The sequence below is a fragment of the Primorskyibacter sedentarius genome (assembly GCF_004342065.1).
Lineage (GTDB): Bacteria > Pseudomonadota > Alphaproteobacteria > Rhodobacterales > Rhodobacteraceae > Primorskyibacter > Primorskyibacter sedentarius.
Window position 1 is genome coordinate 330,616 of record NZ_SLZU01000001.1, and the last position, 23,609, is coordinate 354,224.

The following is a 23,609-nucleotide window of genomic DNA, read 5'->3' on the forward strand; positions in this document are numbered from 1 at the left end:
TGGGAGGATTTCATGTCCAAGACCAACCTGACACGCCGAGGCGTGCTTCAGACCGGCGCAGTTGCGGGCGCAGGCCTGGCCCTGCCGACCTACCTGTCGGCGGCCAGCCATACCGGATTTACGAACGCACCGGGCGATTCCTCGGTCACTCTGGGTTTCAACGTACCCCAGACCGGCGCCTATGCAGATGAGGGCGCGGACGAGCTGCGCGCCTACGAACTGGCTGTTGAACACCTGAACGGCGGCGGCGATGGCGGCATGCTGCCCACCTTCTCTTCCAAGGTTCTGGACGGCACCGGCATCCTGGGCCGCAAAGTCGAATATGTAACCGGCGACACCCAGACCAAATCTGACGCCGCGCGCGCATCGGCCAAGGCGATGATCGAAAAAGAAGGCGCGATCATGATCACCGGCGGCTCGTCCTCCGGCGTGGCCGTGGCTGTGCAGGGGTTGTGCCAGGAAGCTGGCGTGATCTTCATGGCCGGTCTGACGCATTCCAACGACACGACCGGTAAAGACAAGAAAGCCAACGGGTTCCGCCACTTCTTTAACGCTTACATGTCGGCGGCAGCGCTGGCACCTGTGCTGGCGAAGATGTACGGCAATGACCGCAAGGCCTATCACCTGACCGCCGATTACACCTGGGGCTGGACACAGCAGGAATCGATCGCTGCCGCGACCGAGGCCATGGGCTGGGAAACCGTCAACAACGTGCTGACGCCGCTGGCCTCGACGGATTTCTCGTCCTACATCGCACCGGTTCTGAACTCTGGCGCCGATGTACTGGTCCTGAACCATTACGGCGGAAACATGGTCAACAGCCTGACCAACGCCGTGCAGTTCGGCCTGCGTGAAAAGCAGGTGAACGGCAAGAACTTCGAGATCGTCGTCCCGCTCTACTCGCGTCTGATGGCACGTGGTGCGGGCGAGAACGTCAAGGGCATCTTCGGGTCCACCAACTGGCACTGGTCGCTGCAGGATGAAGGCTCCAAAGCGTTCGTCAAATCCTTCGGCACCAAATACGGCTTCCCGCCGAGCCAGGCCGCGCACACATGCTACGTGCAGACGCTGCTTTATGCAGATGCCGTAACGCGCGGCGGGTCGTTCAACCCCTGTGCGGTTGCCGAAGCGCTTGAAGGGTTCGAGTTCGACGGGCTGGGCAATGGTCCGACGCTCTACCGTGCCGAAGATCACCAGTGCTTCAAGGACGTGCTGGTCGTGAAGGGTAAAGAGAACCCGACGTCGGAATTCGACCTTCTGGAAATCGTGGAAGTTACCCCGCGCGCCCAGGTCGAATACGCCGCCGATCATCCGATGTTTGCTGGTGGACAGCTGGGTTCTTGTAACCCCGGCGCATAACCCGTCAGCATCGGGTCTGGCCGCACGCCCCCTGTGCGGCCAGACATCTCGCTCCGGACCTGATCCGGAGCCTTTCTCATAGATAATCGAGGGTTGGGCGATGGACGCAATCATCCTGCAAATCCTGAACGGGCTCGACAAGGGCTCGGCTTATGCGCTTATCGCGCTGGGACTGACACTGATATTCGGCACGCTTGGTGTCGTGAATTTCGCCCATGGCGCCCTGTTCATGATCGGCGCCTTCTGCGCCGTTACTGTGCAACGCGTCCTGAATTTCAGCTACGAGACGATCGATCCGTCGCAAACCGATTTCCTCGGCAATCCGTTGGTCGTCAAGACACCCTATGTCTTCAGCTGGTTTGGTCCCGAGACGGGCGCATCGATCATCGACTGGTCGGTCCCGCTGGCGATCCTGTTTGCCATCCCCGTGATGATCGTCGTGGGCTTCGTCATGGAACGCGGCCTGATCAAGCATTTCTACAAGCGCCCCCATGCCGACCAGATCCTCGTGACCTTTGGCCTGGCCATCGTGTTGCAGGAACTGATCAAGTATTTCTACGGCGCCAACCCGATCCAGACTGGCGCACCGGACGTCTTTCGCGGCTCTTTCGATTTCGGCGTGATGCTGGGCTTTGATCCCAATGTGATCATCTACCCCTATTGGCGCCTCGTCTATTTTGCCTTTGCTGCCGTGATCATCGGCGCCGTCTTTGCCTTCCTGCAATTCACCACTTTCGGGATGGTGGTCCGCGCAGGCATGGCAGACCGCGAAACCGTGGGCCTGCTGGGCATCAATATCGACAAGAAGTTCACCATCATGTTCGGTCTTGCGGCCGCGGTGGCGGGGCTTGCAGGGGTGATGTACGCACCTATCAATTCGCCTAACTACCACATGGGCATGGACTTTCTGGTCCTGAGCTTCGTGGTGGTGGTGGTCGGCGGCATGGGCTCGCTTCCGGGGGCCGTGCTGGCCGGTTTCCTGCTGGGGATCCTCGAAAGCTTTGCCTCGATGAACGAGATCAAGTCGATCCTTCCCGGCATCGACCAGATCATCATCTATCTTGTCGCCATCATCATTCTGCTGACGCGTCCCCGTGGCCTGATGGGTCGCAAAGGCGTGATGGAGGACTAAGCCATGTTCGGACTAAACAAAAAAGACACCACGCTTCTGATCGCCGTGGCCTTCCTTGCGCTCTGCGCGCCCTTCATCCTCAACCCCTTCCCTGAAGGGTCATCGCTGGCGCAGTTCAACGCGGGTTATCCCGACCTGATGCAGCGGTTCGTGATCTTCGGGATCTTCGCCATCGGGTTCAACATCCTGTTCGGCCTGACGGGTTACCTGTCCTTCGGACACGCAGCCTTTCTGGGTGTGGGCAGCTATTCGGCGGTGTGGATGTTCAAGCTTCTGGGCATGAACGTGCTGCCCGCGATCGCACTGTCGGTGGTTGTGGCAGGTCTGTTCGCCCTGCTGATCGGCTATATCAGCCTGCGCAGGTCGGGGATCTACTTCTCGATCCTCACGCTGGCTTTCGCGCAGATGTCGTTCAACCTCGCCTATTCGGTGCTGACGCCCATCACAAATGGTGAAACCGGGCTGCAGCTCACGCTGAACGACCCGCGTATCCTGGGCCAGTCGGCCACTGCGGATGGTGGCATTCCAGTCACCAACCTGCTGCCGGGCATCGAGATGCGCGACACGTTCACGATGGAGCTGGGCCCCTGGCTCTTCCAGTTCAACACCGGCTATTACCTCTGCGCGGTGTTCCTTCTGCTGGCCTTCTACCTGTCTGTCCGCATCTTCCGGTCGCCATTCGGGCTGATGCTTCGGGCGGTGAAGTCGAACCAGCAGCGGATGTACTATACCGGGCTGAACACCCGCCCCTATACGCTGGCGGCGTTCGTCATCTCTGGCATGTATGCAGGTCTCGCCGGTGGGCTCATGGCCTCCATGGACCCGCTTGCAGGTGCAGAGCGCATGCAGTGGACGGCGTCGGGTGAAGTTGTCCTGATGACCATCCTCGGCGGTGCGGGCACGCTGATCGGGCCGGTCCTTGGTGCAGGCTTCATCAAGTATTTCGAGAATATCTTCTCGAAAATCAACGACAGCGTTCTGCACGGCTGGTTCGGCTTCATGCCGGATGGTCTCGAAAACGCGCTTGTTTTCGTGTCGCATTTCTTTGTCGGCAAAAGCTGGCATCTGACGCTTGGCCTGCTGTTCATGCTGGTGGTGACCTTCCTGCCCGGCGGCCTTGTCGAAGGCGGCCAGCGGATCGGGCGCCTCTTCCGGCGCAAATCTGCGGAGGACGCAAAGTCCACCGACGTGAAACCTGCGGAATAAGGGGACCTGGCAGATGGGAATTCTTGAAGTCAAAGACGTCGGCAAACGCTTCGGTGGCCTTCAGGCGCTGGGGGATGTGAATCTCTCAGTTGCTGAAAACAGCGTGCACGCCATTATCGGGCCCAACGGCGCGGGCAAGTCCACCCTGCTCAACTGCCTTGTCGGCAAACTGATCCCCGACTCGGGTTCGGTGATGTTCGACGGGCAGTCCGTGCTAGGGCGAAAACCCTACGAGATCAACCAGATGGGCATCAGCCGGGTGTTCCAAACGCCCGAGATCTTCGGCGATCTTACAGTGTTCGAGAACATGATGATCCCCTGTTTCGCCAAACGCGACGGCGCGTTCAGGCTTCACGCTTTGGAAAATGTCGGGCGGGAACGGGATCTGGTCGAGAAGGCGGAACAGATGCTGATCGACGTTAACATGATCGACAAGCGTCACATGCATACGGCCTCGATGTCGCGCGGCGACAAAAGGCGGTTGGAAATGGCGATGTGTCTGGTGCAGGAACCACGGCTACTGCTTCTGGACGAACCCACCGCAGGCATGGCCCGCGCGGATACCAACAACACCATCGATCTTCTGAAAGAGATCAAGGAAACGCGCGACATCACGATGGCGATCATTGAACACGACATGCATGTGGTGTTCTCGCTTGCGGACCGGATCACCGTTCTGGCTCAGGGTACGCCGCTGGTCGAGGATACGCCCGACAAGATCAAGGGCCACCCGAAGGTCCGCGAAGCCTATCTCGGCGAAGCACACTGACACCTGCCCCGGGCTTGACCCGGGGCCCCACCGATGAGGTCCCGGGTCAAGCCCGGGACGGGAGGACACTGAAATGAACGTCAGACCCGATTTTTCCAAGCACGGCAACAAGGCCGAAACCGCGCCTGCCTTCCTGTCTGTTTGGGATATGCATGCCTATTACGGCGAAAGCTACATCGTGCAGGGCATCTCTTTCAACGTACACGAGGGCGAAATTCTTGCGCTTCTGGGCCGTAACGGCGCTGGCAAGACCACGACTCTGCGTGGCATCGCACGGCTCGGTTCGCCCCAGATACAAAAGGGTGAAATCTGGCTGGACCACCAACCGTTGCACCACATGGCCAGCCACGAAGCCTCTGCCGCGGGCCTCGGGCTCGTGCCCGAAGATCGTCGGATCATCCCCGGTCTTACGGTGGAGGAAAACCTGCAACTGGCCCAGATCGCGCCGCCCATCGGATGGTCGCTGGAACGTCTTTACGAACTTTTCCCGCGGCTTGGTGAACGTCGCAAGCAAGAAGGCGTCACGCTTTCGGGGGGCGAGCAGCAAATGTTGGCCATTGCGCGCGCCCTCGCCCGCGATCTCAAGGTTCTTCTGCTGGATGAGCCTTACGAGGGCCTTGCGCCGGTGATCGTGGATGAAATCGAAAAGACGCTTCGCCTAATCAAGACGCAAGGCATGACGACGATCATCGTCGAGCAAAACGCTGTCCGGGCGCTGCAACTGGCAGACCGTGCAGTCATCCTCGATACCGGGTCCATCGTCTTTGATGGCACCGCGGCAGAGGTTTTGGAAAACGAAAGCCTGCGTGCGGAATACCTCGCAATCTAAGCGAACACTTCCCACCAGCGCCAACGCGCGTAACACCGAAGACCGACCCCGGCCTCAGAGCCGGGGTCTTTTCGTTTGCCGTACGGAACATCCAAGAAAGTCTTTGGTCGTGGTTGCTTGCGGCAGATCAGCCCCCTAACCTTTCTGCCAACCGACTCGAAATGACAGCCATGGGGGGAGACCATGTCAGACAAAACCTATCCGCCGTCTTCGGATTTGGTGAGGGGTGCGCATGTTGATGCTGCGGGATATGAGGCGCGTTACGCGGCGTCTGTTTCGGATCCGGAGGGGTTCTGGGGCGAGGAAGGCAAGCGGCTGGACTGGATCAAGCCGTTTACCAAGGTCAAGGACACGGACTTTACCCTTGGCAAGGTCTCGATCAACTGGTTCGCCGATGGCACGCTGAATGTTGCGGCCAACTGCGTCGACCGGCATCTGGCCACGCGCGGCGACCAGACCGCGATCATCTTCGAACCGGACGACCCGGCCGAGGACGCCAAGCATATCACCTATCGCCAGTTGCACGGCCATGTCTGCCGGATGGCCAATATCCTGGAAAGCCTGGGCGTGCGCCGCGGCGACCGGGTGGTGATCTACCTGCCGATGATCCCCGAGGCCGCCTATGCGATGCTGGCCTGTGCGCGGATCGGCGCCATTCATTCCATCGTTTTCGCGGGCTTTTCCCCCGATGCGCTGGCCGCGCGCGTCAATGGCTGCGATGCCAAGGTCATCATCACCGCCGACGAGGCCCCGCGCGGTGGCCGCAAGACCGCGCTGAAGTCCAATGCCGACGCCGCCCTGCTGCATTGCAAGGACACCGTCAAATGTCTGGTGGTCAAGCGCACCGGCGGGCAGACCACCTGGATCGACGGGCGCGATTACGACTATAACGAGATGGCGCTCGAAGCCTCCGATGTCAGCCAGCCCGCAGAGATGGGGGCCGAGGATCCTCTGTTCATTCTGTATACCTCCGGGTCGACGGGTCAGCCGAAGGGAGTTGTGCATACAACAGGTGGATATTTGGTTTACGCCAGCCTCACCCATGAGATCGTGTTCGATTACCACGAGGGCGATATCTTCTGGTGCACGGCAGATGTTGGGTGGGTGACAGGGCATTCCTACATCATCTATGGCCCGCTGGCCAATGGCGCCACCACGGTGATGTTCGAGGGCGTGCCGACATATCCCGATGCCAGCCGCTTCTGGCAGGTCTGCGAGAAGCACAAGGTCAACCAGTTCTACACCGCGCCCACGGCGATTCGCGCGCTCATGGGTCAGGGTAACGATTTCGCAACCAAAGCCGATCTATCGTCCCTGCGCATCCTTGGCACAGTGGGCGAGCCGATCAACCCCGAGGCCTGGAACTGGTACAATGACGTCATCGGTCAGGGCCGCTGCCCGATCGTCGATACCTGGTGGCAGACCGAAACCGGCGGGCACCTGCTCACCCCCCTGCCCGGCGCGCATGCGACCAAGCCGGGCGCCGCGATGAAGCCGTTCTTCGGCGTTCAGCCCGTCGTGCTGGACCCGCAGTCGGGCGAGGAAATCCATGCCAGCCCGACAGAGGGCGTGCTGGCGCTGAAAGACAGCTGGCCGGGCCAGATGCGCACCATCTGGGGCGATCACGAGCGGTTCGAGAAGACCTATTTCTCGGACTACAAGGGTTACTACTTCTCCGGTGACGGCTGCAGGCGCGATGCCGATGGCGATTACTGGATCACCGGGCGGGTCGATGACGTGATCAACGTGTCGGGCCACCGGATGGGCACGGCCGAGGTTGAATCGGCGCTGGTCGCCCATGCCAAGGTGGCCGAGGCCGCCGTGGTCGGCTACCCGCATGCGATCAAGGGCCAGGGCATCTACTGCTATGTCACCCTGATGAACGGGGTCGAGCCGTCGGACGAGCTGACCAAGGAACTGCGCACCTGGGTCCGCACCGAGATCGGCCCCATCGCCAGCCCCGACCTCATCCAATGGGCGCCCGGCCTGCCCAAAACACGCTCCGGCAAGATCATGCGCCGCATCCTGCGCAAAATCGCCGAAAACGACTACGGATCCCTCGGCGACACATCAACACTCGCAGACCCATCCGTCGTCAACGACCTCATCGAAAACAGAATGAACCGCTAGTTTCTGGCTAAACGTGATAATCATAGCGGGTCGCCCCAACGGGCGGCCCGCTTTCGTAGGTCGTACAAAGTGGCGCCTGCCGCGTTAATCATTTCAGCAACAAATGTTTGCGCACACAGGCTTTGATACCCTAAACTTGGAACAACGCGGTGGGGGCCGCTGGAAAAAGGTTTCACACCATGTCGATACTCGGCATTCCCCCATCCCTTGCGCCTGTGGCAACGGGCCACCCCCTCAGCTTACCGGAAGAGCCGCAGCAGTCGGGCAGCACCCGGATCGCCCCTTCGGGTGAAAGCGCGGATACCGGCTCCTCTTTCGACGGCTCTCAATCCGACGGCAGCAGAAACGAGCGCGCCGCACCCCCGTCGATATTGCAGATTAAGATCAATGCCATGCTACAGGAACAGGCAGAGGAAACCCGCAAAGACAAGTCAGAAGAACGAGCGGCACGGTCCAAAGACACGAAAAGCAACGGGGTGGAAGAGCCTCAGCTCGAATCATCATCGCGCCGCAAAACCGCTCAAAGCGATGGCGAAAGCATCAATACATTAGCCGTCGCACCTTTTCCGAATACTGCAGACAAAGCACCGTTTCATCTCCCCACCTCGACCGATGCTGCGCGCCAGATGCGTGAGGCTGTCATGAAAACCTCTGTTATCACGCCCGGGGCGACCAGTAATCTACGCTGACACCGCCCCCTGCCCCTGAATTCCCGGTCATTTCCGGGCCATGAAGCGCGCCGAAGACGTACGGGGTCGCTTTTCATGCTTCGACGCATGGCCTATAAGTCCCCTCAAGCCATAGGCAGGCCCGCGCAGATACGCGCGAGAACATGAACCGGTCGAGGACGAGATGACAAACAAAACCCACGATGCAGATGTTGCCTTTATCGAGGCGCTCGCGGCCCTGCTGCGCGAAAACGATCTGACAGAGCTTCAAGTCAAACGTGAGTATGGCGAAGCGGACAGCCTGAACGTGCGGGTCAGCCGCATGACACAGCCTGCGCCCGTCGCGGCGGCCCCGGTCGCGGCCCCTGCGCCGATCGCTGTTGCAGCTTCGGCCGCCCCTGCCGCCGCATCCGAAGATCCGGCATCGCACCCTGGCGCCGTGACCTCGCCCATGGTTGGCACTGTCTACATGCAGGCCGAACCCGGTTCTCCCGCTTTCATCAGCGTGGGCCAACAGGTTGCCGAGGGCGACACTTTGCTGATCGTCGAAGCGATGAAGACGATGAACCACATCCCCGCACCCCGTGCAGGCACCGTGAAGCGTATTCTCGTGGAGGATGGCGCGCCCGTCGAATACGGCGCTCCGCTCGTCATTTTAGAGTAAGGACGAGCCATGTTTGACAAGATCCTGATCGCCAATCGCGGTGAAATCGCACTCCGTGTCATCCGCGCCTGCCGCGAGATGGGCATTGCCTCTGTGGCGGTGCATTCAACGGCTGACAGCGATGCAATGCATGTTCGGATGGCCGATGAAACAATTTGCATCGGCCCGCCCTCCAGCACTGAAAGCTATCTCTCGATCCCGGCCATAATCTCGGCCTGCGAAGTGACCGGGGCACAGGCGATTCATCCGGGCTACGGTTTCCTGTCCGAAAACGCCCGCTTCGTTCAAGTGGTCGAGGAACACGGGCTGACCTTCATCGGGCCGACCTCGAAACATATCGACATCATGGGTGACAAGATCACCGCCAAGGACACGATGAAGGCGCTTGGCGTGCCCTGCGTTCCCGGTTCTGATGGTGGTGTGGCAGACCTTGCCGAGGCGCAGCGCATCGGTGCGGAAATCGGTTATCCGGTTATCATCAAGGCAACGGCCGGCGGCGGCGGACGCGGCATGAAAGTGGCGCGCAATGACTCTGAAATGGAACGCGCGTTCCACACTGCCCGGGCGGAGGGCAAGGCAGCCTTTGGCAATGACGAAGTCTACATCGAGAAATACCTCACGACGCCCCGCCATATCGAGATCCAGGTCTTTGGCGACGGCAAGGGCAACGCGGTGCATCTGGGCGAACGCGACTGCTCTTTGCAGCGCCGCCACCAGAAGGTTCTTGAAGAAGCCCCCGGCCCGACCATTTCTGCCGAAGAGCGCGCTGCCATCGGCAAAACCTGCGCCGATGCGGTCGCCAAGATCGACTATGCAGGCGCGGGGACGGTCGAATTCCTTTACGAAAACGGCGAGTTCTATTTCATCGAGATGAACACGCGTCTTCAGGTGGAACACCCGGTGACCGAAGCGATCTTTGGTATCGATCTGGTGCGCGAACAAATCCGCGTTGCTGCAGGCCTGCCGCTGTCGTTCAGCCAGGACGACCTGACGATCAACGGACATGCGATCGAAGTACGGATCAACGCCGAGAAACTGCCAAATTTTTCGCCCTCACCCGGCCGGATCACGCAGTATCACGCGCCCGGCGGTCTTGGTGTGCGGATGGATTCCGCCCTCTATGACGGCTACAGAATTCCGCCATATTACGACAGCCTGATCGGCAAGCTGATCGTGCATGGCCGCGACCGTCCCGAAGCGCTGGCAAGGCTTAACCGTGCATTGGGCGAACTGATCGTGGATGGTATCGACACGACGGTGCCCCTGTTCAGCGCCCTGTTGCAAGAGCCTGACATCCACAGCGGCACCTATAACATCCACTGGCTGGAAAAATGGCTTGAAAAGGCACTGGCCAGCGACTGAAGGGCCATCACTGGCGATCAGATAGCATGACGGCACTGACCCCAGAGCTGGTCATGAAGGGATATCGCAGCGGTATCTTTCCTATGGCCGAACGTCGGGACGACCCGGAGGTTTTCTGGGTCGATCCTCGGCGGCGTGGGATCATACCGCTGGATGGGTTTCGCATTTCGCGCTCACTTGCGCGCCGCCTGCGCCGCCAGGATTACTCCGTCACAGTCAATACAGCCTTCGAAGACGTGCTGGAGGCCTGTGCGGACCGGACAGAAACCTGGATAAACGACCCCATCCGCCAGACCTGTATAGAGTTGCATGCCCGCGGCGAAGCGCATTCTCTGGAGGTCTGGCAGGACGGCGCGCTTGCGGGCGGCGTCTACGGGCTGAGCCTTGGAGCAGCCTTTTGCGGCGAAAGCATGTTTTCGCGCCGTACGGATGCATCAAAGGTCGCGCTGGCATGGCTGGTGGATCGGCTAAACCTCGCCGGGTTCACGCTGTTTGACGTACAGTTTGTCACGACGCATCTCGAATCACTTGGCGCCGTGGAAATTGACCGCCGAAAATACCAAGCCCTGCTAAAAGAGGCGCTGACGCGCGACGCGGATTTCACCGCACCTGCCCTGCCCGCATGCGGTCAGGAGGTCTTGCAGCGCAGGACCCAAACGTCATAGCGCGCGTGATCCAGCGGGTTCAGCGCAGGCGCAGAAGCGACCATCCAGCCGGAAAATACCGGTTCCTGACGCCCCTCTTCGACGATATCGAGGTAGGCATAGGCATTCCCGGCCGGGTCGCCCGCAGGATAGCGGCATTCGCGCAAGGTGATGGTCAGACGGCCCAGGCCGCCGCGCTCGCCGTTGCGCAGATCAAGATCGCTGACCGCGCCTGACACCTTGTCGAGGCCACGCAGCACCGCACCCGGGGCGGCGTTGACCTGCTCTTGGGCAGCAGCAGGCGCAGCAAGCGCCAAAGAGAGCAGAACCGCGCGGATCATTCGTCTGAACCTCCAGAGCCAACATATTTCATCAACAGGGAAATCAGGCTCACAGACCCTTGAGTGTCCAGAATCTCATCCCCCTCTGCATAGTAGAAGGGCGACCCACCTGGCGAGATCTCGACGAAGTTCCCGCCCAAAAGCCCTTCGGAGGAGATCACGATCGCGCTGTCATCAGGGATCTTGATGGCGTCCCGGATGGCGACCGTGGTCTCGGCCCGGTAGGTCTCGGGGTTGAGAGCAACCTCCGTGACCGTCCCGATCTTCACCCCAGCCAGCCGCACGTCGGTTCCAACGCTGATCCCCTCCAGCGAGCGGAAGCTGGCCATGAGCGGGTAACCGTTATTGGAGGCCGACAATCCTGTCTTCTGGGCCGCAAAGACGGCAAAGCCCAAAGCGACGGCCAGGACCGCGCCGCCAACCAGCACTTCGGTGGTGTTCTCGGACATCGGGTTATTCCGGTGACCACGCCTCGTAGTCGCTGCGATCCGCAGGCTGCACGCGCCGTATTGACCCGGATGGCGCATAGGCCTGCGCGGTTCCGGTCAGATTCTCGAGATGCGGCTTTTCCCAGGGCTTGTGCGGAAGCGGCGTGTCGGTCGGGGCGTCCTTGAAGGTATGGTGCAGCCAGCCATGCCAGTCCGCGTTGACGCGGCTCGCCTCGGCTTCACCATTGTAGATCACCCAACGGCGCTTACCGTCCTTCGTCTGGTAGAAAACGTTGCCCTGCTCGTCCTCGCCCACCTTCTGGCCGTGACGCCAGGTGTAGAGCTGAGTGTTCAGGGTCTGGCCGTTCCACCAGGTCACGCTACGCAGCAGGGAGTTCAAAATGCCCATGGGTGCCTCCACTATATTCCTGTTCCATATGTACCAAACGCGGGGCAAGGTCCAGCGCCAAGCCTCCACCTGCGGCAAACTCCGGCAGGTCACGGCAATTTTGCGGTGACCTCGATCTCTATCCGGTATTTCGGATCAATCAGCGCGGCCTCTATCATCGTCGCCGCAGGGGGATGCGCGCCGAAGGTTTCCGACAGGATCGGCCAGCAAGCTTCGAAATCCGAAGCATCGGGCAGGTAATAGTGAACTCTCACCACGTCTTTGAACCCCGCGCCTGCTTTGCTCAGCGCCGCGCCGATCACATCCAGCGCGCTTTGACATTGAGCCGTGACGGTATCGCCCTGTCCGACGGTGCCCGAGACATGCACCCATCCGTCAACCACAACGGCCCGGCAATAGCCGATCTTTTCCTCGAATGGCCCGCCTGAATGGATGCGTCGGATCATGGTTGCTCTCCGTTGAACAGAATAGGGCGGCGCTTTTCAGCCCCGCCCCGTGTCAATTTCCCGTAGCAGGCATTCAGCCTGCGCTGGCGCCTTCCTTCTTCTGGTCGGCATAGATCATCAGTGGCGAGGCATCCGAGTTCACGGCCTCCTCGTTGACAACAACCTCTTCGATACCGTCCAGACCGGGAAGGTCGAACATCGTGTCGAGCAGGATGTCTTCGAGGATCGAACGCAGTCCCCGCGCGCCGGTCTTGCGTGCAATCGCCCGCTTGGCTATGGCGGAAAGCGCCTCGTCGGTGAAGGTCAGTGTGGCGCCTTCGATCTCGAACAGGCGCTGATACTGCTTGACCAACGCGTTCTTTGGCAGGGTCAGGATCGTCACAAGGGCGTCTTCGTCAAGGTCTTCCAGCGTGGCGATAACCGGCAGACGACCGACAAATTCCGGGATCAGGCCGAATTTCAGCAGATCCTCGGGCTCGAGTTCCTTGAATACTTCGCCCACGCCCCGATCATCATTGTCGCGCACATCGGCGCCAAAGCCCATCGCGGAGCCTTTGCCACGCTGCGCGATGATCCGGTCCAGCCCGGCGAAAGCACCACCGCAGATAAAGAGGATATTCGTCGTGTCGACCTGCAGGAATTCCTGCTGAGGATGCTTGCGGCCACCTTGCGGCGGAACGCTTGCAACGGTGCCTTCCATCAGTTTCAGCAGCGCCTGCTGTACGCCCTCCCCCGAAACGTCGCGGGTGATAGAGGGATTTTCCGACTTGCGCGTGATCTTGTCGACCTCGTCGATATAGACGATGCCGCGCTGAGCGCGTTCGACATTGTATTCCGACGCTTGCAGAAGCTTGAGAATGATGTTCTCGACATCCTCGCCGACATAGCCAGCCTCGGTCAGGGTCGTGGCATCGGCCATGGTAAACGGAACGTCGAGGATTCGTGCAAGCGTCTGCGCCAGAAGCGTCTTGCCGCACCCTGTCGGGCCAATCAGCATGATGTTGGATTTCGCCAGCTCGATATCCGAGGATTTGGCAGAATGGTTCAACCGCTTGTAATGGTTGTGCACGGCCACAGACAGCACGCGCTTCGCCACTGCCTGGCCGATCACGTAATCATCCAGCACATCACAGATTTCGCGCGGGGTCGGCACACCTTCGGAAGATTTCAGGCCAGCGCCCTTTGTCTCTTCCCGGATTATGTCCATGCACAGTTCCACGCATTCATCGCAGATGAATACCGTGGGGCCAGCGATCAGTTTGCGCACCTCGTGCTGGCTCTTGCCGCAGAAGGAGCAATAGAGTGTGTTCTTGCTGTCGCCGCCAGAATTCGTCGCCATCTTCCACCTTTCAGGCCTGTTTTGCGCGTTTGCCAATCATCGTGACCGGCACCCAGACCATGTGTTCGCCGCTTATCGGGTCTAGCTTAGGCCAGCCATTTCCCGTCTACAATCGCAAATTGCCCGCGGCCCGGCTCCGGGGGCCGCGGGAAGGCGATCAATTGTCGTCGTCTTCACCCGGCTTGATCCGGTTTTCGACAATCTCGTCGATCAGTCCCCAATCCTTCGCATCTTCCGGGGACATGAAGTTGTCACGCTCCAACGCGGCCTCGACCTTTTTCAGGGTCTGACCGGTGTGCTTGACATAGATCTCGTTCAGACGCTGCTTGAGCTTCAGGGTTTCCTCGGCGTGGATCATGATATCCGTCGCCTGACCCTGATACCCGCCGGACGGCTGGTGCACCATGATGCGGCTGTTGGGCAGCGAGAAGCGCATCCCCTTTTCACCGGCCGTCAGCAGCAGCGACCCCATCGAGGCCGCCTGACCGATCACCAGCGTCGATACCTTCGGTTTGATATACTGCATCGTGTCGTAGATCGACAGGCCAGAGGTGACAACACCGCCCGGGCTGTTGATATACATGCTGATTTCCTTGGACGGGTTTTCCGCCTCAAGGTGCAGCAGCTGCGCTACGATCAGCGAAGACATCCCGTCATGCACCGGGCCGGACAGGAAGATGATCCGTTCCTTCAGAAGGCGCGAAAAGATGTCGTAGGCGCGTTCACCCCGGCTGGTCTGTTCGACCACCATCGGGACAAGCGTGTTCATATAGTGTTCGTACGGGTCTTTCATGGCGCCCCTGACTGCTAGCGTTTATTTATCCGTAAGCTCGATTAGCTAACAGAGTCTTAGTGTCGGCCAAGGGGGGCTGCAAGGGGGCCAGACGCATTTGCCGGTCGGCGTTGGGTGCCTTGGGTGCCAGAGAAAGCCGCGGGAAAACGCGCGGCGCCGGTTTCCAGGCGCCGCGCCATTTCACCAGGCAGGCAGATTAGCCAAACATGTCGCTGGTAATGCCCGAATACCAGCCAAGGCTTTCCTGATAGGTGGCGCGCCGCAAATCGGCATCCTCACCTGTCTGGCTGATGAAGCCATCCACCTTGACAATCTTCTCATCCGTCGCCTCGTAGGTTGCACCGACCTTGACGCCATCTTCGGCGTTGATAAGCGACCAGCACGTGTTGGAGAACTTCGCAGGAAAGGCGCGGCTGCCGGTCAATGCCGCGCGCACGGCCGTGGCCGCAACCTTGGCCTGACTGTTGGCCGAGAACCCGGATTTGGGCATGTCACCCTGATTGGTGGCATCGCCCAGCACGTGAATATTCTCGTCCACGCGGCTTTGCATCGTATGGCCATCGACCGGCGCCCAGTTGCCTTCGGTAATGCCCGCGATCTCGCAGATGCGGCCCGCCTTTTGCGCCGGGATGACGTTACAGACATCGGCCTTCACTATCTCTCCGTCGATATCCACGGTCATCGCGGCCGGGTCGACGGTCACATTCTCGCCCCCGAAATCCGGGCCGATGCGGGTGATCATGCCGGAATAATGCTTCTGCCAGCCTTCCTCGAACAAACCCTGCTTTGAGAAATTGGCCTTCGGATCGGCGATGATGATCTTTGCCGTCGGGTTTTCTGCCTTGAGCTTATGCGCCACCATGCTGATGCGTTCATACGGGCCGGGCGGGCAGCGGAACGGGTTGGGCGGGGCGACCATCACATAGGTGCCGCCCTCTGGCATCGCCTCGATCTGCGCCTTCAGCAATTCGGTCTGCGAGCCTCCCTTATAGGCATGCGGCATGGCGTTCTGGGCCGATACGTCCCAGCCGGGCACTGCACCGTCCACAAAGTCGATGCCGGGGCTGAGGACCAGCCGGTCATAAGGCAGCGCGCCGCCCCCTGCCAATGCCACGGTTTTCGCGTCGCGATCGACGCCGACCACCCAGTCATGCACCACATTGACCCCATATTCCGATGCCAGCGTGCCATAGCTATGCGCGATAGAGCCAAGCTCGCGGAAGCCGCCAATATAGAGGTTTGAAAAGAAGCAGGTGTAATAGGTGCGCGTTGGCTCTACCAAGGTCACATCTACCGCGCCCTGACTGTCTTTGGCGATGTATCGCGCGGCTGTGGCACCACCCGCACCCCCACCCACGACAATGACCCGAGGCCTGGCCTGCCCCATCACCATCGGCGCGGCCAGCGTGGCGCTTGCCGCGACACCGGTGCCGATAAAACGACGTCTGTTCAATCTCATGATAGTTCCTCCCATGGATATGATGCCCCGTTAGTCGGGGTCTTTGAAGTAGGCGGCGAGCGCTGCAATCTCCTCGTCCGAGAGCCGTCCGGCCATCATCTGCATCACCGGATGTGGCCGCAGCTTCTGCTTGTAGGCATGCATCGCCACGACAAAATCCTCTTCCGGCCAGTGGGTGATCGACGGGATCCCCGCATCCGATCCGTCTTGCTGGTGGCAGGTCTTGCATTCCGACGACAGGTATTCGCCATATGCCGTGTCCCCGACCAGTTCCAACACGTCCGGCGGCAGATCGACCTCGCGGTGCTGCGCAGTTGGCGCGGCCTCGGGGATGTTCTGCGGGCTGTCTGAAAAACCTCTCAGATAGGCCAGCACATCATCCCGGTCGGCAGGATTCTTGAGGCCCCGAAAAGACATGCGCGTGCCGCTGACCAGCGCCCTAGGGTTTTCCAGGTAGGCGTCAAGCCGCCTCAGATCCCACTCCATACCATCAGACGCCGCCCGTTGCATGCCTTTGGAATAAGCAAAACCGTCCAAGCCTCCGGCGTGCCGTCCGAATACCCCGTTAAGATGAGGGCCGATGCGGTTTTCCGCACCGGCCCCGACCTGATGGCACCCTTTGCACTGGTTAAACACCTTCGCGCCGCGTTCGGCATCGCCGATGGGCACCGCCTCTTCGTCCGCCCATGCGCCAGCGACAGGCAGCACCAGCGACAAGGCGAGGGTGATCAGTTTCAGCAGCCGCATCTCCTACTGACCTGCCGCTTTCATATAAGCGATGATCGCTTCCAGATCCTCGGGTTTGCGCAGCCCGGCAAAGGACATCTTGGTGCCCTTGGCGTAGGCTTTGGGGTTGGCGAGAAAGGCAGACAGTGCCTCGTCATCCCAGACGCCTTCCATCCCGCCCAGCGTCGCGGAGTATTTGAACCCATCGACCCCGGCAATCTGCCGCCCGACCACACCGTTGAGCTGCGGCCCGGTGCGGTTCTTGGCGCCGTCACCGATCTGGTGGCAGGCCTTGCACTTCTTGAAGACCTTTTCCCCGGCCTCAACCAGCGCAGGATCAATGTCAGCATGGGCACCGGCCTCTGCAACAGGCTCCGCTTCAGGCTCGACCGCCGCCATCTGGGTAGGTGTTTCGCTTGTTGCTTCCTCGGCTGCTGGCGCCGCGACCGAGGCGTCCTCTGCTTCACCGGCTGCTTCCGCCGCAGCGGCCGCGGTTTCCTCCGGTGTCACATCCAGAACGGCCGCATGCATGGTGATCTCGACCGCGTCCTTGCAATTCTCCATACATGGCGCGCCGGTGAAAACCGGATACTCTGTCTCGGCCCGGTCATCCATGTAGAAGCCGTTCGCATTGGGCATTTCGACCTCAAGGAAATTTTCCTTGCTGAGCGTGAAATCATCATCCACCTGATCGTTCATATAGAGCAGGTAGGCCGTGATCGCGTAGACATCATCGGGCTGAAGCGATTGCGCGTTCCCGAAGGGCATCGCCCGGTTAATGTAGTCGTAAACCGTTGAAAGATATGGCCAGTAAGATCCCGTCGTCTTGACCGGGCGGTCATTGGTCAGGGAATCAAACCCGCCCGTCAGAACCGGCCATCGGCCAACGCCTTCGCCAAAATCCCCGTGGCAGACGGCGCAATTCTCAACAAACAGCTCCTCGCCCGTGAGCACGTCACCCGACCCATCCGGCAGGCCCGTGCCGTCAGGGCGCACATCAATGTCCCACGCGGCGACCTCCTCTGCCAGTGCCTCGCGGCCAAGGCCAAGCTTTGCATCGGGCGCGGTCTCATCGGCCTGTGCGGCGGCGATGAACATCCCGTCCAGATCACCCGGTGCCGCAACGGCCATACGCGTAGTATGCTCCGGAAGTTCGGTGATTGTCCGGTCGGCAAAGTTGACAGCGGCTGTCAGAACCGCCGCTGTTCCGACGGCAGAGCCGCCAAAGAGCTTAAGAGACTTCGACATTCTCGGCGACCCCCTGTTCGTTGACATACCAGGTCTGGATGCCGTTGTTGTGATAGATCGAGTTCACGCCGCGGATCTCCCGCAAGGCTTCCTTGGTGGGCTGAACGTATCCGGTGGAATCATGCGCCCGGCTTTGCAAATAAAGCGGCCGCCCGTCCCAGTTGATATCCAGGTAGAAGGCGTGCATCGACTTATCGAGGCTTGGCCCCGACATGCGCGCCTGCTGCCACGTCTTGCCGCCATCAATGGTGACGTCCACACGCGGAATCGTGCCGCGACCCGACCAAGCCAGCCCCTTGATGACCAGCGGCCCGGGTCCGTGGGTGATGGGCGCTTGCGGGCTTGGGCTGGTGATCACGGATTTCGCATCCATCTCCCATGTAAACCGGCGCGCCCGGCCATCGGCAAAAAGGTCGGTGTATTTCGACGTCTCCTCGCGGTGATGCCAGGGCTCGTCGCCAACCTCGATCCGGCGCAGCCACTTGATCCACATATTGCCTTCCCAACCGGGAACGACCAACCGCAAGGGGTAGCCTTGCTCGACACGAAGCGCCTCGCCATTCATCTTGAAGGCAACAAGGCAATCATCCAGCGCCTTTTCCATCGGGATCGACCGCGTCATGCCGGACGCGTCAGCACCTTCCGGCAGAATCCACTTGCCTTCGGTCTTTACCCCTGCCTCGTTGAGCAGCAACCGCAGCGGCACGCCGGTATACATGACGTTATGGATCATGCCGTGGGTGAACTGGCAGCCATTGAGCTGCGCACCGCGCCACTCCATCCCCGAGTTTGCCGCGCATTCCAGAAAATAGACGTGGTTTTCACGCGGGAAGCGCATGAGGTCTTCCATGGTGAAGACAAGCTGCGTGTCCACCAGACCGTTGATCATCAACCGATGCTCGGCCGGGTCGACATGTGCCGCACCGCCGTGGTGACGCTCAAAGCACAGCCCGTTCGGCGTGATAATCCCGTCCAACTCGTGCAGCGGTGTGAAATTGATGGAGCTTACCGGATCGGCTGTCAGCCATTCCACCGTGCGCCGGATCACATGGCTTTCATGCTCTGACGGCTGCCCATATGGGGCGACATCCACACCGTCGCCCAGTTCCTGCATCCAGGGCTGGATCTGCGTGATCGCCGGATCCCCAGCTGCGCGCGCCGCACCGGCACCTGCAACGGCCCCTCCAGCGGCCAAGGCCCCTCTCAGGAATGCCCTGCGCGATGCCGTCCCGTTCTTACCCGAGGCTGACATGCTCTCTCCTCCATTCATATCATCACATTCATGTTAATGAATTACTTTATGTGAGTCTACCGCCGCATGCCGTCACATCGGATTTTTTGCACGTCGGCCTTGATCGCGGCGCCCGCTTGGCCTAGCTCTGCAACAAGCGAGGACGACCTCCCCCCGGACGGGGAAGCACCCCGGGACGACCCGGACCAGCATACCGGGGGACACCATGCGCAAGACCGCAGATCGAATTCGTCACGCAATCAGCTTTGAAGTGATCGGGCTGGCCATTATCACGCCACTTGGGGCACTGGCCTTTGACAAACCAATGTCGGATGTCGGCGTCGTTGCCGTTGTCGGCGCCACGATCGCCACGCTGTGGAATTATGGCTACAACCTGATCTTCGACATCACCTTGAACCGGATAACCGGAACCACGCTCAAATCCGTGCCCGCGCGACTTCTGCACGCGACATTGTTCGAAGCAGGAATCCTTGCGCTGCTGCTGCCCTTCATCGCGTGGTATCTGCAGATCGGCCTGTGGCAGGCCTTCGTGATGGACCTGTCTTTCGCTGTCTTCTACCTCGTCTATGCTTTCGTCTTTAACTGGGCCTACGACCGGATCTTTCCCCTGCCGGAATGGAAAGAAACCGGGCAGAGCGTTCCTTGACAAGATCAGCCGATCCTGTGACCCTCGGGCGGCCCGGGGACAGGGACCGAGACGAAGGCAAACTCTGCAATGACCGATGCCAACCCGTATGCTTCGCAGCCACCAAAGTCTTTCTGGCGCACGGCGGTTGCCGAACCGGGCCTCTACCGCATGGCCGATCTTTGGCAATCCGCCTACAGCCTGCCCGCCAATGCACGTTTCGCCACTTACGGGTCGTGCTTTGCCCAGCATATCAGCCGGGCTTTGCAGAAACGCGGATTGAACTGGGTGAATGCAGAACCGGCGCCGGGAAAGGCGTCTGCCGAACTGGCCGCAAGATACAATTACGGTGTCTATTCCTCGCGGACTGCAAACATCTATACCGCCCGCGCCCTGGAAGTCTGGGTGAAACTGGCCGAAGATCCCGCGCGTTGCGACGCGATCGAGGTCTGGCAGGATGGCGACCGATACCGTGACAGCCTGCGCCCGCTGATAGAACCTGAGGGTTTTGCCTCCCGTGAAGAAGCTCATGCGATGCTGCGCGCGACCGCGCAGGCATTCCGGCGTTCTGTGGAGGACGCAGAGGTTTTCGTCTTCACGATGGGGCTGACGGAAGGTTTCGAAAACGCGAGGACGGGCCAGCCCTACGCGCTTTGCCCCGGGACGGTTGCAGGCCATTTCGATGTCAGCTCTCACGCGTTTTGCAACTACGGCTTCATGGAGATCCTGATCTCCATGAAAGAGGCCATCGCGGGCATGCGCCAGATCAACCCCCGGATCAGGTTCCTTCTGACCGTTTCGCCCGTGCCGCTGACGGCAACTGCGACTGACGATCATGTTCTGGTCGCGACCACCTACTCGAAATCGGTGCTGCGCGCCGTGGCCGGGGAATTGGCAAACTCCGATCCTGACGTGGATTATTTCCCGTCCTACGAAATCATCTCGCAGCCGCCAAGCCGGGGCCAGTTCTTCGAGCCCAACATGAGGTCGGTCTCTCCCTACGGCGTCTCGCTGGTGATGGAGCATTTCTTCCGGGGTCTCGATCTGTCCCTGCCCGCGCTGGACCGGCAACCGGACCCCGACGCCGCACGCCGCATTCAGGCCGAACAGGAAATCGCCGAGGAGGATCTGGCCTGCGAAGAATTGCTGCTGGAGGACGAGAATGCCAATTGACGCACTGGTTATCGGCGACAGCCACAGCCGGGCCCTGCGTTCAGGCTGCAATGCCCATGGGCTGAAGATCCAGGGGTTTTCCGCCAGCGGCAGCGCCTGGGCCGACCGGGTTATCCGCTTTGACCGCAGTCGAGGCCTGCGCGCGATCGGCAACCGGCGCATGAACCGCCGCTTCAACAGGATGGCCGAAGAGCTTGGCTGCGAAAATATCTTTGACTGCGGCGCACCTGTTCTTATCAGCCTGTTCAATCTCGGGCGTCTTGCGGGCGGCCTGTCATGGCACAACCACGTTGCCGTGACGGGTGGTGGCGCCACCCCTGCGACCATCCCGGTATCTGCGGCGTTTCTGCGCGACTACGTGCTGGAACAAAGGAGGTTTCAGCTCGGTTTGATGAAACGGGTTGCCGCGCGCGCCAAGGTCTGCGTCGTGGGCCCGCCCCCGCTCAATTTCACGCCGACCAGCCGTGCGATGCACGAAATCCTTTGCGATGCGGTCCGCGATATGAAAATCGCGCTGGTCGACCCGTATGATTTCTTGCCCGAAGGCGCGGACAGTTTGCCGCCCGAACATCGCCATGAAGACGGGCGCCACGGCAACGACGCCTATGGCGCGTGGATTGTCAGCCAATTGATCACGACTGGCATCCTCGACAAGCCCGACACGTCCGACGCTGCCTGAGGTTATGTGCTATTGGGCCAGGGCTGGCGGCCTCACTTCGACGTCTTGAGAACACTGCACATGAAATTGCGTGGTCGGGCTTTGCCGCTCTGACGAAACAAAAGCGCGCGCCCAAGGGCGCGCACTACGGGATCACCGGACGAACCGGGTATTTAAGCAGGCTCAGGCGCCAACCACCTTGACCGATGTGTTTGGCGCAAGCTCGATCGTGCCCTGTTTGCGGATATGGTTTTCAACCACGTCCCAGATCTGCGGACCTTCGGTGGCCTCATTGACGCTTGCCCAGCCGGCCACGACGTAGTTCTTCGCCGGATCAATCGCCTCGCCAGTCTTGAGCAGCGTCATCTCGGAAATCCGCTCGCCCTGCGGCTTGGTGATGTCGATGCGGTAGGCCATGCCCCCGATCCGAACCATATCCCCGCCCTGCTGGTAGTAAGGGTCAGGATTGAAGATGTTATCGGCCACATCCTCAAGGATCACCTTGATAAACTCGCCGGTCATCTCGGACCGGTAAGCCTTGCCATAGGTCATCGAGGTCACGTTGAAGAGGTCTTCGCGCGTGATCTCCTGCCCCGGCAGGATGGACGGCCCCCAGCGCACGCCGGGCGACATGGCGATATCCGCCTCGCGTTCGGAAATCAGAGCATCGCAAATCAGGTCGTCCCACGAGCCGTTGAAATTGCCCCGCCGGTAAAGCAGCGAATCCGTCTTCCCAATCACCTCTTCCAGCTCTGCCTTGTAGGGCGCGCGTTGTTCGTCGATCAGCGCGGTCATCTGGGGATCGGGCGCGATGACGTCCGAAAAGATCGGGATCAGCTTGTGACGGAAACCCATCATCCGCCCATCTCGCACATCCAGATCGACGCGGCTGACGAATTTGCCGTTGGACCCCGAAGCCACGATGATCGTCTCGCCCACCAGGACCGGCTCGGGCAGCGCGTCATGGGTGTGGCCGGACAGGATCACGTCGATGCCTTTGACGATGCCGGCCATCTTCTTGTCGACGTCAAAACCATTATGGCTCAGGCAGACAACCAGTTCTGCGCCCATGCCGCGCACCTCGTCCACCATTTCCTGCATATGCTCGTCACGGATGCCAAAGCTGTATTCGGGGAACATCCAGCCGGGATTGGCAATGGGCATGTAGGGGAAGGCCTGACCGATCACGGCCACCTTCACGCCGCCGCGCTCAAAGAACTGATAAGGTTTGAACAGCTCGGCAGGCTCGTCCCATTCGGCATCAAAGATGTTCTGGCCAAGTGCCGCGAAAGGCAGGCTTTCGACGATCTCGTTCACCCGCTCGGACCCCAGGGTGAACTCCCAGTGAAAGGTCATCGCGTCCGGCTTCAACGCGTTCATCACGTTGACCATGTCCTGGCCTTGGGTCTTCAGACAGGTGTAAGAGCCGTGCCACGTGTCGCCCCCGTCCAGCAGGATCGCATCGGGCCGGTCCGCCCGGATCGCGTTCACAACCGTGGCCACGCGGTCCAGCCCCCCGACCCTGCCATAGCCCTTCGCAAGCGACGTGAAATCATCATAGGTCAGCGCGTAATGCGACGGTGATCCATCTTCGATCCCGTAGAGTTTGCGGAAATCGGCGCCCGTGACATGCGGCACCTCGCCCTTATTCTCGCCAACGCCCAGATTGATCTCTGGCTCGCGGAAAAAGATCGGTTTCATCTGCGCGTGGATGTCGGTGATGTGGATCAGCGAGACATTCCCGAAAGTGTCGAATTGCAAAAGCTGATCCTGCGTCAGCGCCTGTTGCGCTGCAAGGCGCCCCCAGTTGCCGAAACCACTCGCCCCGACAAGGGCAGACGCAGCCATGGAGACCTGAAGAAAATCGCGGCGGGAGATCATGGGAGGGAATTCCTGTTGTCAGGTTGGCATCACATTCGCATGTGTGAATAGCACGAGCGAAGAAAACC

24 protein-coding genes are annotated in these 23,609 nt (G+C 60.3%); 13 read left to right on the forward strand and 11 right to left on the reverse strand.

What is annotated here, in order from left to right; genetic code table 11:
• Window positions 1-12: 12 nt before the first annotated feature.
• The 10 genes from EDD52_RS01515 to aat all read left to right on the forward strand — a co-directional run bounded on the left by EDD52_RS01515 (window position 13) and on the right by aat (window position 10,784).
• Entirely contained in the window at window positions 13-1,359 is a 1,347-nt protein-coding gene (locus EDD52_RS01515; RefSeq protein ID WP_132241259.1) for a substrate-binding protein, read from the forward strand.
• A 100-nt stretch (window positions 1,360-1,459) separates the two neighbouring features.
• Window positions 1,460-2,491, forward strand: a complete 1,032-nt coding sequence (locus EDD52_RS01520; protein WP_132241260.1) for a branched-chain amino acid ABC transporter permease — start codon at window positions 1,460-1,462, stop codon at window positions 2,489-2,491.
• A 3-nt stretch (window positions 2,492-2,494) separates the two neighbouring features.
• Window positions 2,495-3,697 carry a branched-chain amino acid ABC transporter permease gene (locus EDD52_RS01525; RefSeq protein ID WP_132241261.1) on the forward strand — a complete coding sequence of 401 codons (1,203 nt, stop codon included), beginning with the start codon at window positions 2,495-2,497 and terminating at the stop codon, window positions 3,695-3,697.
• A gap of 13 nt (window positions 3,698-3,710) precedes the next feature.
• Window positions 3,711-4,466 carry an ABC transporter ATP-binding protein gene (locus EDD52_RS01530; protein WP_132241262.1) on the forward strand — a complete coding sequence of 252 codons (756 nt, stop codon included), beginning with the start codon at window positions 3,711-3,713 and terminating at the stop codon, window positions 4,464-4,466.
• A gap of 73 nt (window positions 4,467-4,539) precedes the next feature.
• The gene (locus tag EDD52_RS01535) at window positions 4,540-5,295 is read left to right on the forward strand and encodes an ABC transporter ATP-binding protein (protein ID WP_132241263.1); all 756 of its coding nucleotides are present in this window, start codon (window positions 4,540-4,542) and stop codon (window positions 5,293-5,295) included.
• A gap of 183 nt (window positions 5,296-5,478) precedes the next feature.
• Complete coding sequence (acs, locus tag EDD52_RS01540) at window positions 5,479-7,425, forward strand: acetate--CoA ligase (protein WP_132241264.1); 1,947 nt, start codon at window positions 5,479-5,481, stop codon at window positions 7,423-7,425.
• Window positions 7,426-7,604: 179 nt separating this feature from the next.
• Window positions 7,605-8,114: a hypothetical protein gene (locus tag EDD52_RS01545; protein ID WP_132241265.1), complete on the forward strand. Its 510-nt coding sequence runs from the start codon at window positions 7,605-7,607 to the stop codon at window positions 8,112-8,114.
• 163 nt (window positions 8,115-8,277) lie between these two features.
• Window positions 8,278-8,757, forward strand: a complete 480-nt coding sequence (gene accB / locus EDD52_RS01550; protein ID WP_132241266.1) for an acetyl-CoA carboxylase biotin carboxyl carrier protein — start codon at window positions 8,278-8,280, stop codon at window positions 8,755-8,757.
• A gap of 9 nt (window positions 8,758-8,766) precedes the next feature.
• A complete protein-coding gene (accC, locus tag EDD52_RS01555) occupies window positions 8,767-10,119 on the forward strand; it encodes an acetyl-CoA carboxylase biotin carboxylase subunit (protein WP_132241267.1) in 1,353 nt (450 codons plus the stop codon).
• Between the two features lie 26 nt (window positions 10,120-10,145).
• On the forward strand, window positions 10,146-10,784 hold the full coding sequence (gene aat, locus EDD52_RS01560) for a leucyl/phenylalanyl-tRNA--protein transferase (protein WP_132241268.1): 639 nt from the start codon (window positions 10,146-10,148) through the stop codon (window positions 10,782-10,784).
• Here aat and EDD52_RS01565 read toward each other — a convergent pair.
• The 10 genes from EDD52_RS01565 to soxC all read right to left on the reverse strand — a co-directional run bounded on the left by EDD52_RS01565 (window position 10,748) and on the right by soxC (window position 19,204).
• Window positions 10,748-11,104 (reverse strand): DUF2155 domain-containing protein, encoded by a 357-nt coding sequence (locus EDD52_RS01565; protein ID WP_132241269.1) that lies wholly within the window; start codon window positions 11,102-11,104, stop codon window positions 10,748-10,750. The genes aat and EDD52_RS01565 overlap by 37 nt on opposite strands.
• Window positions 11,101-11,553, reverse strand: coding sequence for an outer membrane lipid asymmetry maintenance protein MlaD (mlaD, locus tag EDD52_RS01570; RefSeq protein ID WP_132241270.1), 453 nt, complete (start codon window positions 11,551-11,553; stop codon window positions 11,101-11,103). The genes EDD52_RS01565 and mlaD overlap by 4 nt, the downstream gene beginning before the upstream one ends.
• 4 nt (window positions 11,554-11,557) lie before the next feature.
• Window positions 11,558-11,941 (reverse strand): NADH:ubiquinone oxidoreductase subunit NDUFA12, encoded by a 384-nt coding sequence (locus tag EDD52_RS01575; RefSeq protein WP_132241271.1) that lies wholly within the window; start codon window positions 11,939-11,941, stop codon window positions 11,558-11,560.
• A gap of 89 nt (window positions 11,942-12,030) precedes the next feature.
• A complete protein-coding gene (locus tag EDD52_RS01580) occupies window positions 12,031-12,387 on the reverse strand; it encodes a RidA family protein (RefSeq protein WP_132241272.1) in 357 nt (118 codons plus the stop codon).
• 73 nt (window positions 12,388-12,460) lie between these two features.
• Window positions 12,461-13,726, reverse strand: a complete 1,266-nt coding sequence (gene clpX / locus EDD52_RS01585) for an ATP-dependent Clp protease ATP-binding subunit ClpX (RefSeq protein ID WP_132241273.1) — start codon at window positions 13,724-13,726, stop codon at window positions 12,461-12,463.
• Between the two features lie 157 nt (window positions 13,727-13,883).
• Window positions 13,884-14,519, reverse strand: a complete 636-nt coding sequence (locus EDD52_RS01590) for an ATP-dependent Clp protease proteolytic subunit (RefSeq protein WP_132241274.1) — start codon at window positions 14,517-14,519, stop codon at window positions 13,884-13,886.
• Between the two features lie 196 nt (window positions 14,520-14,715).
• The gene (locus tag EDD52_RS01595) at window positions 14,716-15,978 is read right to left on the reverse strand and encodes an FCSD flavin-binding domain-containing protein (RefSeq protein ID WP_132241275.1); all 1,263 of its coding nucleotides are present in this window, start codon (window positions 15,976-15,978) and stop codon (window positions 14,716-14,718) included.
• 30 nt (window positions 15,979-16,008) lie between these two features.
• Entirely contained in the window at window positions 16,009-16,725 is a 717-nt protein-coding gene (locus tag EDD52_RS01600) for a c-type cytochrome (protein WP_132241276.1), read from the reverse strand.
• A gap of 3 nt (window positions 16,726-16,728) precedes the next feature.
• Window positions 16,729-17,952: a c-type cytochrome gene (locus tag EDD52_RS01605; protein ID WP_132241277.1), complete on the reverse strand. Its 1,224-nt coding sequence runs from the start codon at window positions 17,950-17,952 to the stop codon at window positions 16,729-16,731.
• A complete protein-coding gene (gene soxC, locus EDD52_RS01610) occupies window positions 17,936-19,204 on the reverse strand; it encodes a sulfite dehydrogenase (protein WP_132241278.1) in 1,269 nt (422 codons plus the stop codon). The genes EDD52_RS01605 and soxC overlap by 17 nt, the downstream gene beginning before the upstream one ends.
• A gap of 205 nt (window positions 19,205-19,409) precedes the next feature.
• On the opposite strand from soxC, the gene EDD52_RS01615 reads away from it, so the two are divergent.
• From EDD52_RS01615 to EDD52_RS01625, 3 genes are all read left to right on the forward strand, one after another.
• Window positions 19,410-19,850, forward strand: a complete 441-nt coding sequence (locus tag EDD52_RS01615) for a PACE efflux transporter (RefSeq protein WP_132241279.1) — start codon at window positions 19,410-19,412, stop codon at window positions 19,848-19,850.
• Between the two features lie 69 nt (window positions 19,851-19,919).
• Entirely contained in the window at window positions 19,920-21,002 is a 1,083-nt protein-coding gene (locus EDD52_RS01620) for a GSCFA domain-containing protein (protein WP_132241280.1), read from the forward strand.
• The gene (locus EDD52_RS01625) at window positions 20,992-21,681 is read left to right on the forward strand and encodes a hypothetical protein (RefSeq protein ID WP_132241281.1); all 690 of its coding nucleotides are present in this window, start codon (window positions 20,992-20,994) and stop codon (window positions 21,679-21,681) included. Before EDD52_RS01620 ends, EDD52_RS01625 begins: the two co-directional genes overlap by 11 nt.
• A 162-nt stretch (window positions 21,682-21,843) precedes the next feature.
• Here the strand turns inward: EDD52_RS01625 and soxB are convergent, their stop codons facing one another.
• Window positions 21,844-23,541 carry a thiosulfohydrolase SoxB gene (gene soxB, locus EDD52_RS01630; RefSeq protein ID WP_132241282.1) on the reverse strand — a complete coding sequence of 566 codons (1,698 nt, stop codon included), beginning with the start codon at window positions 23,539-23,541 and terminating at the stop codon, window positions 21,844-21,846.
• Window positions 23,542-23,609 lie beyond the last annotated feature (68 nt).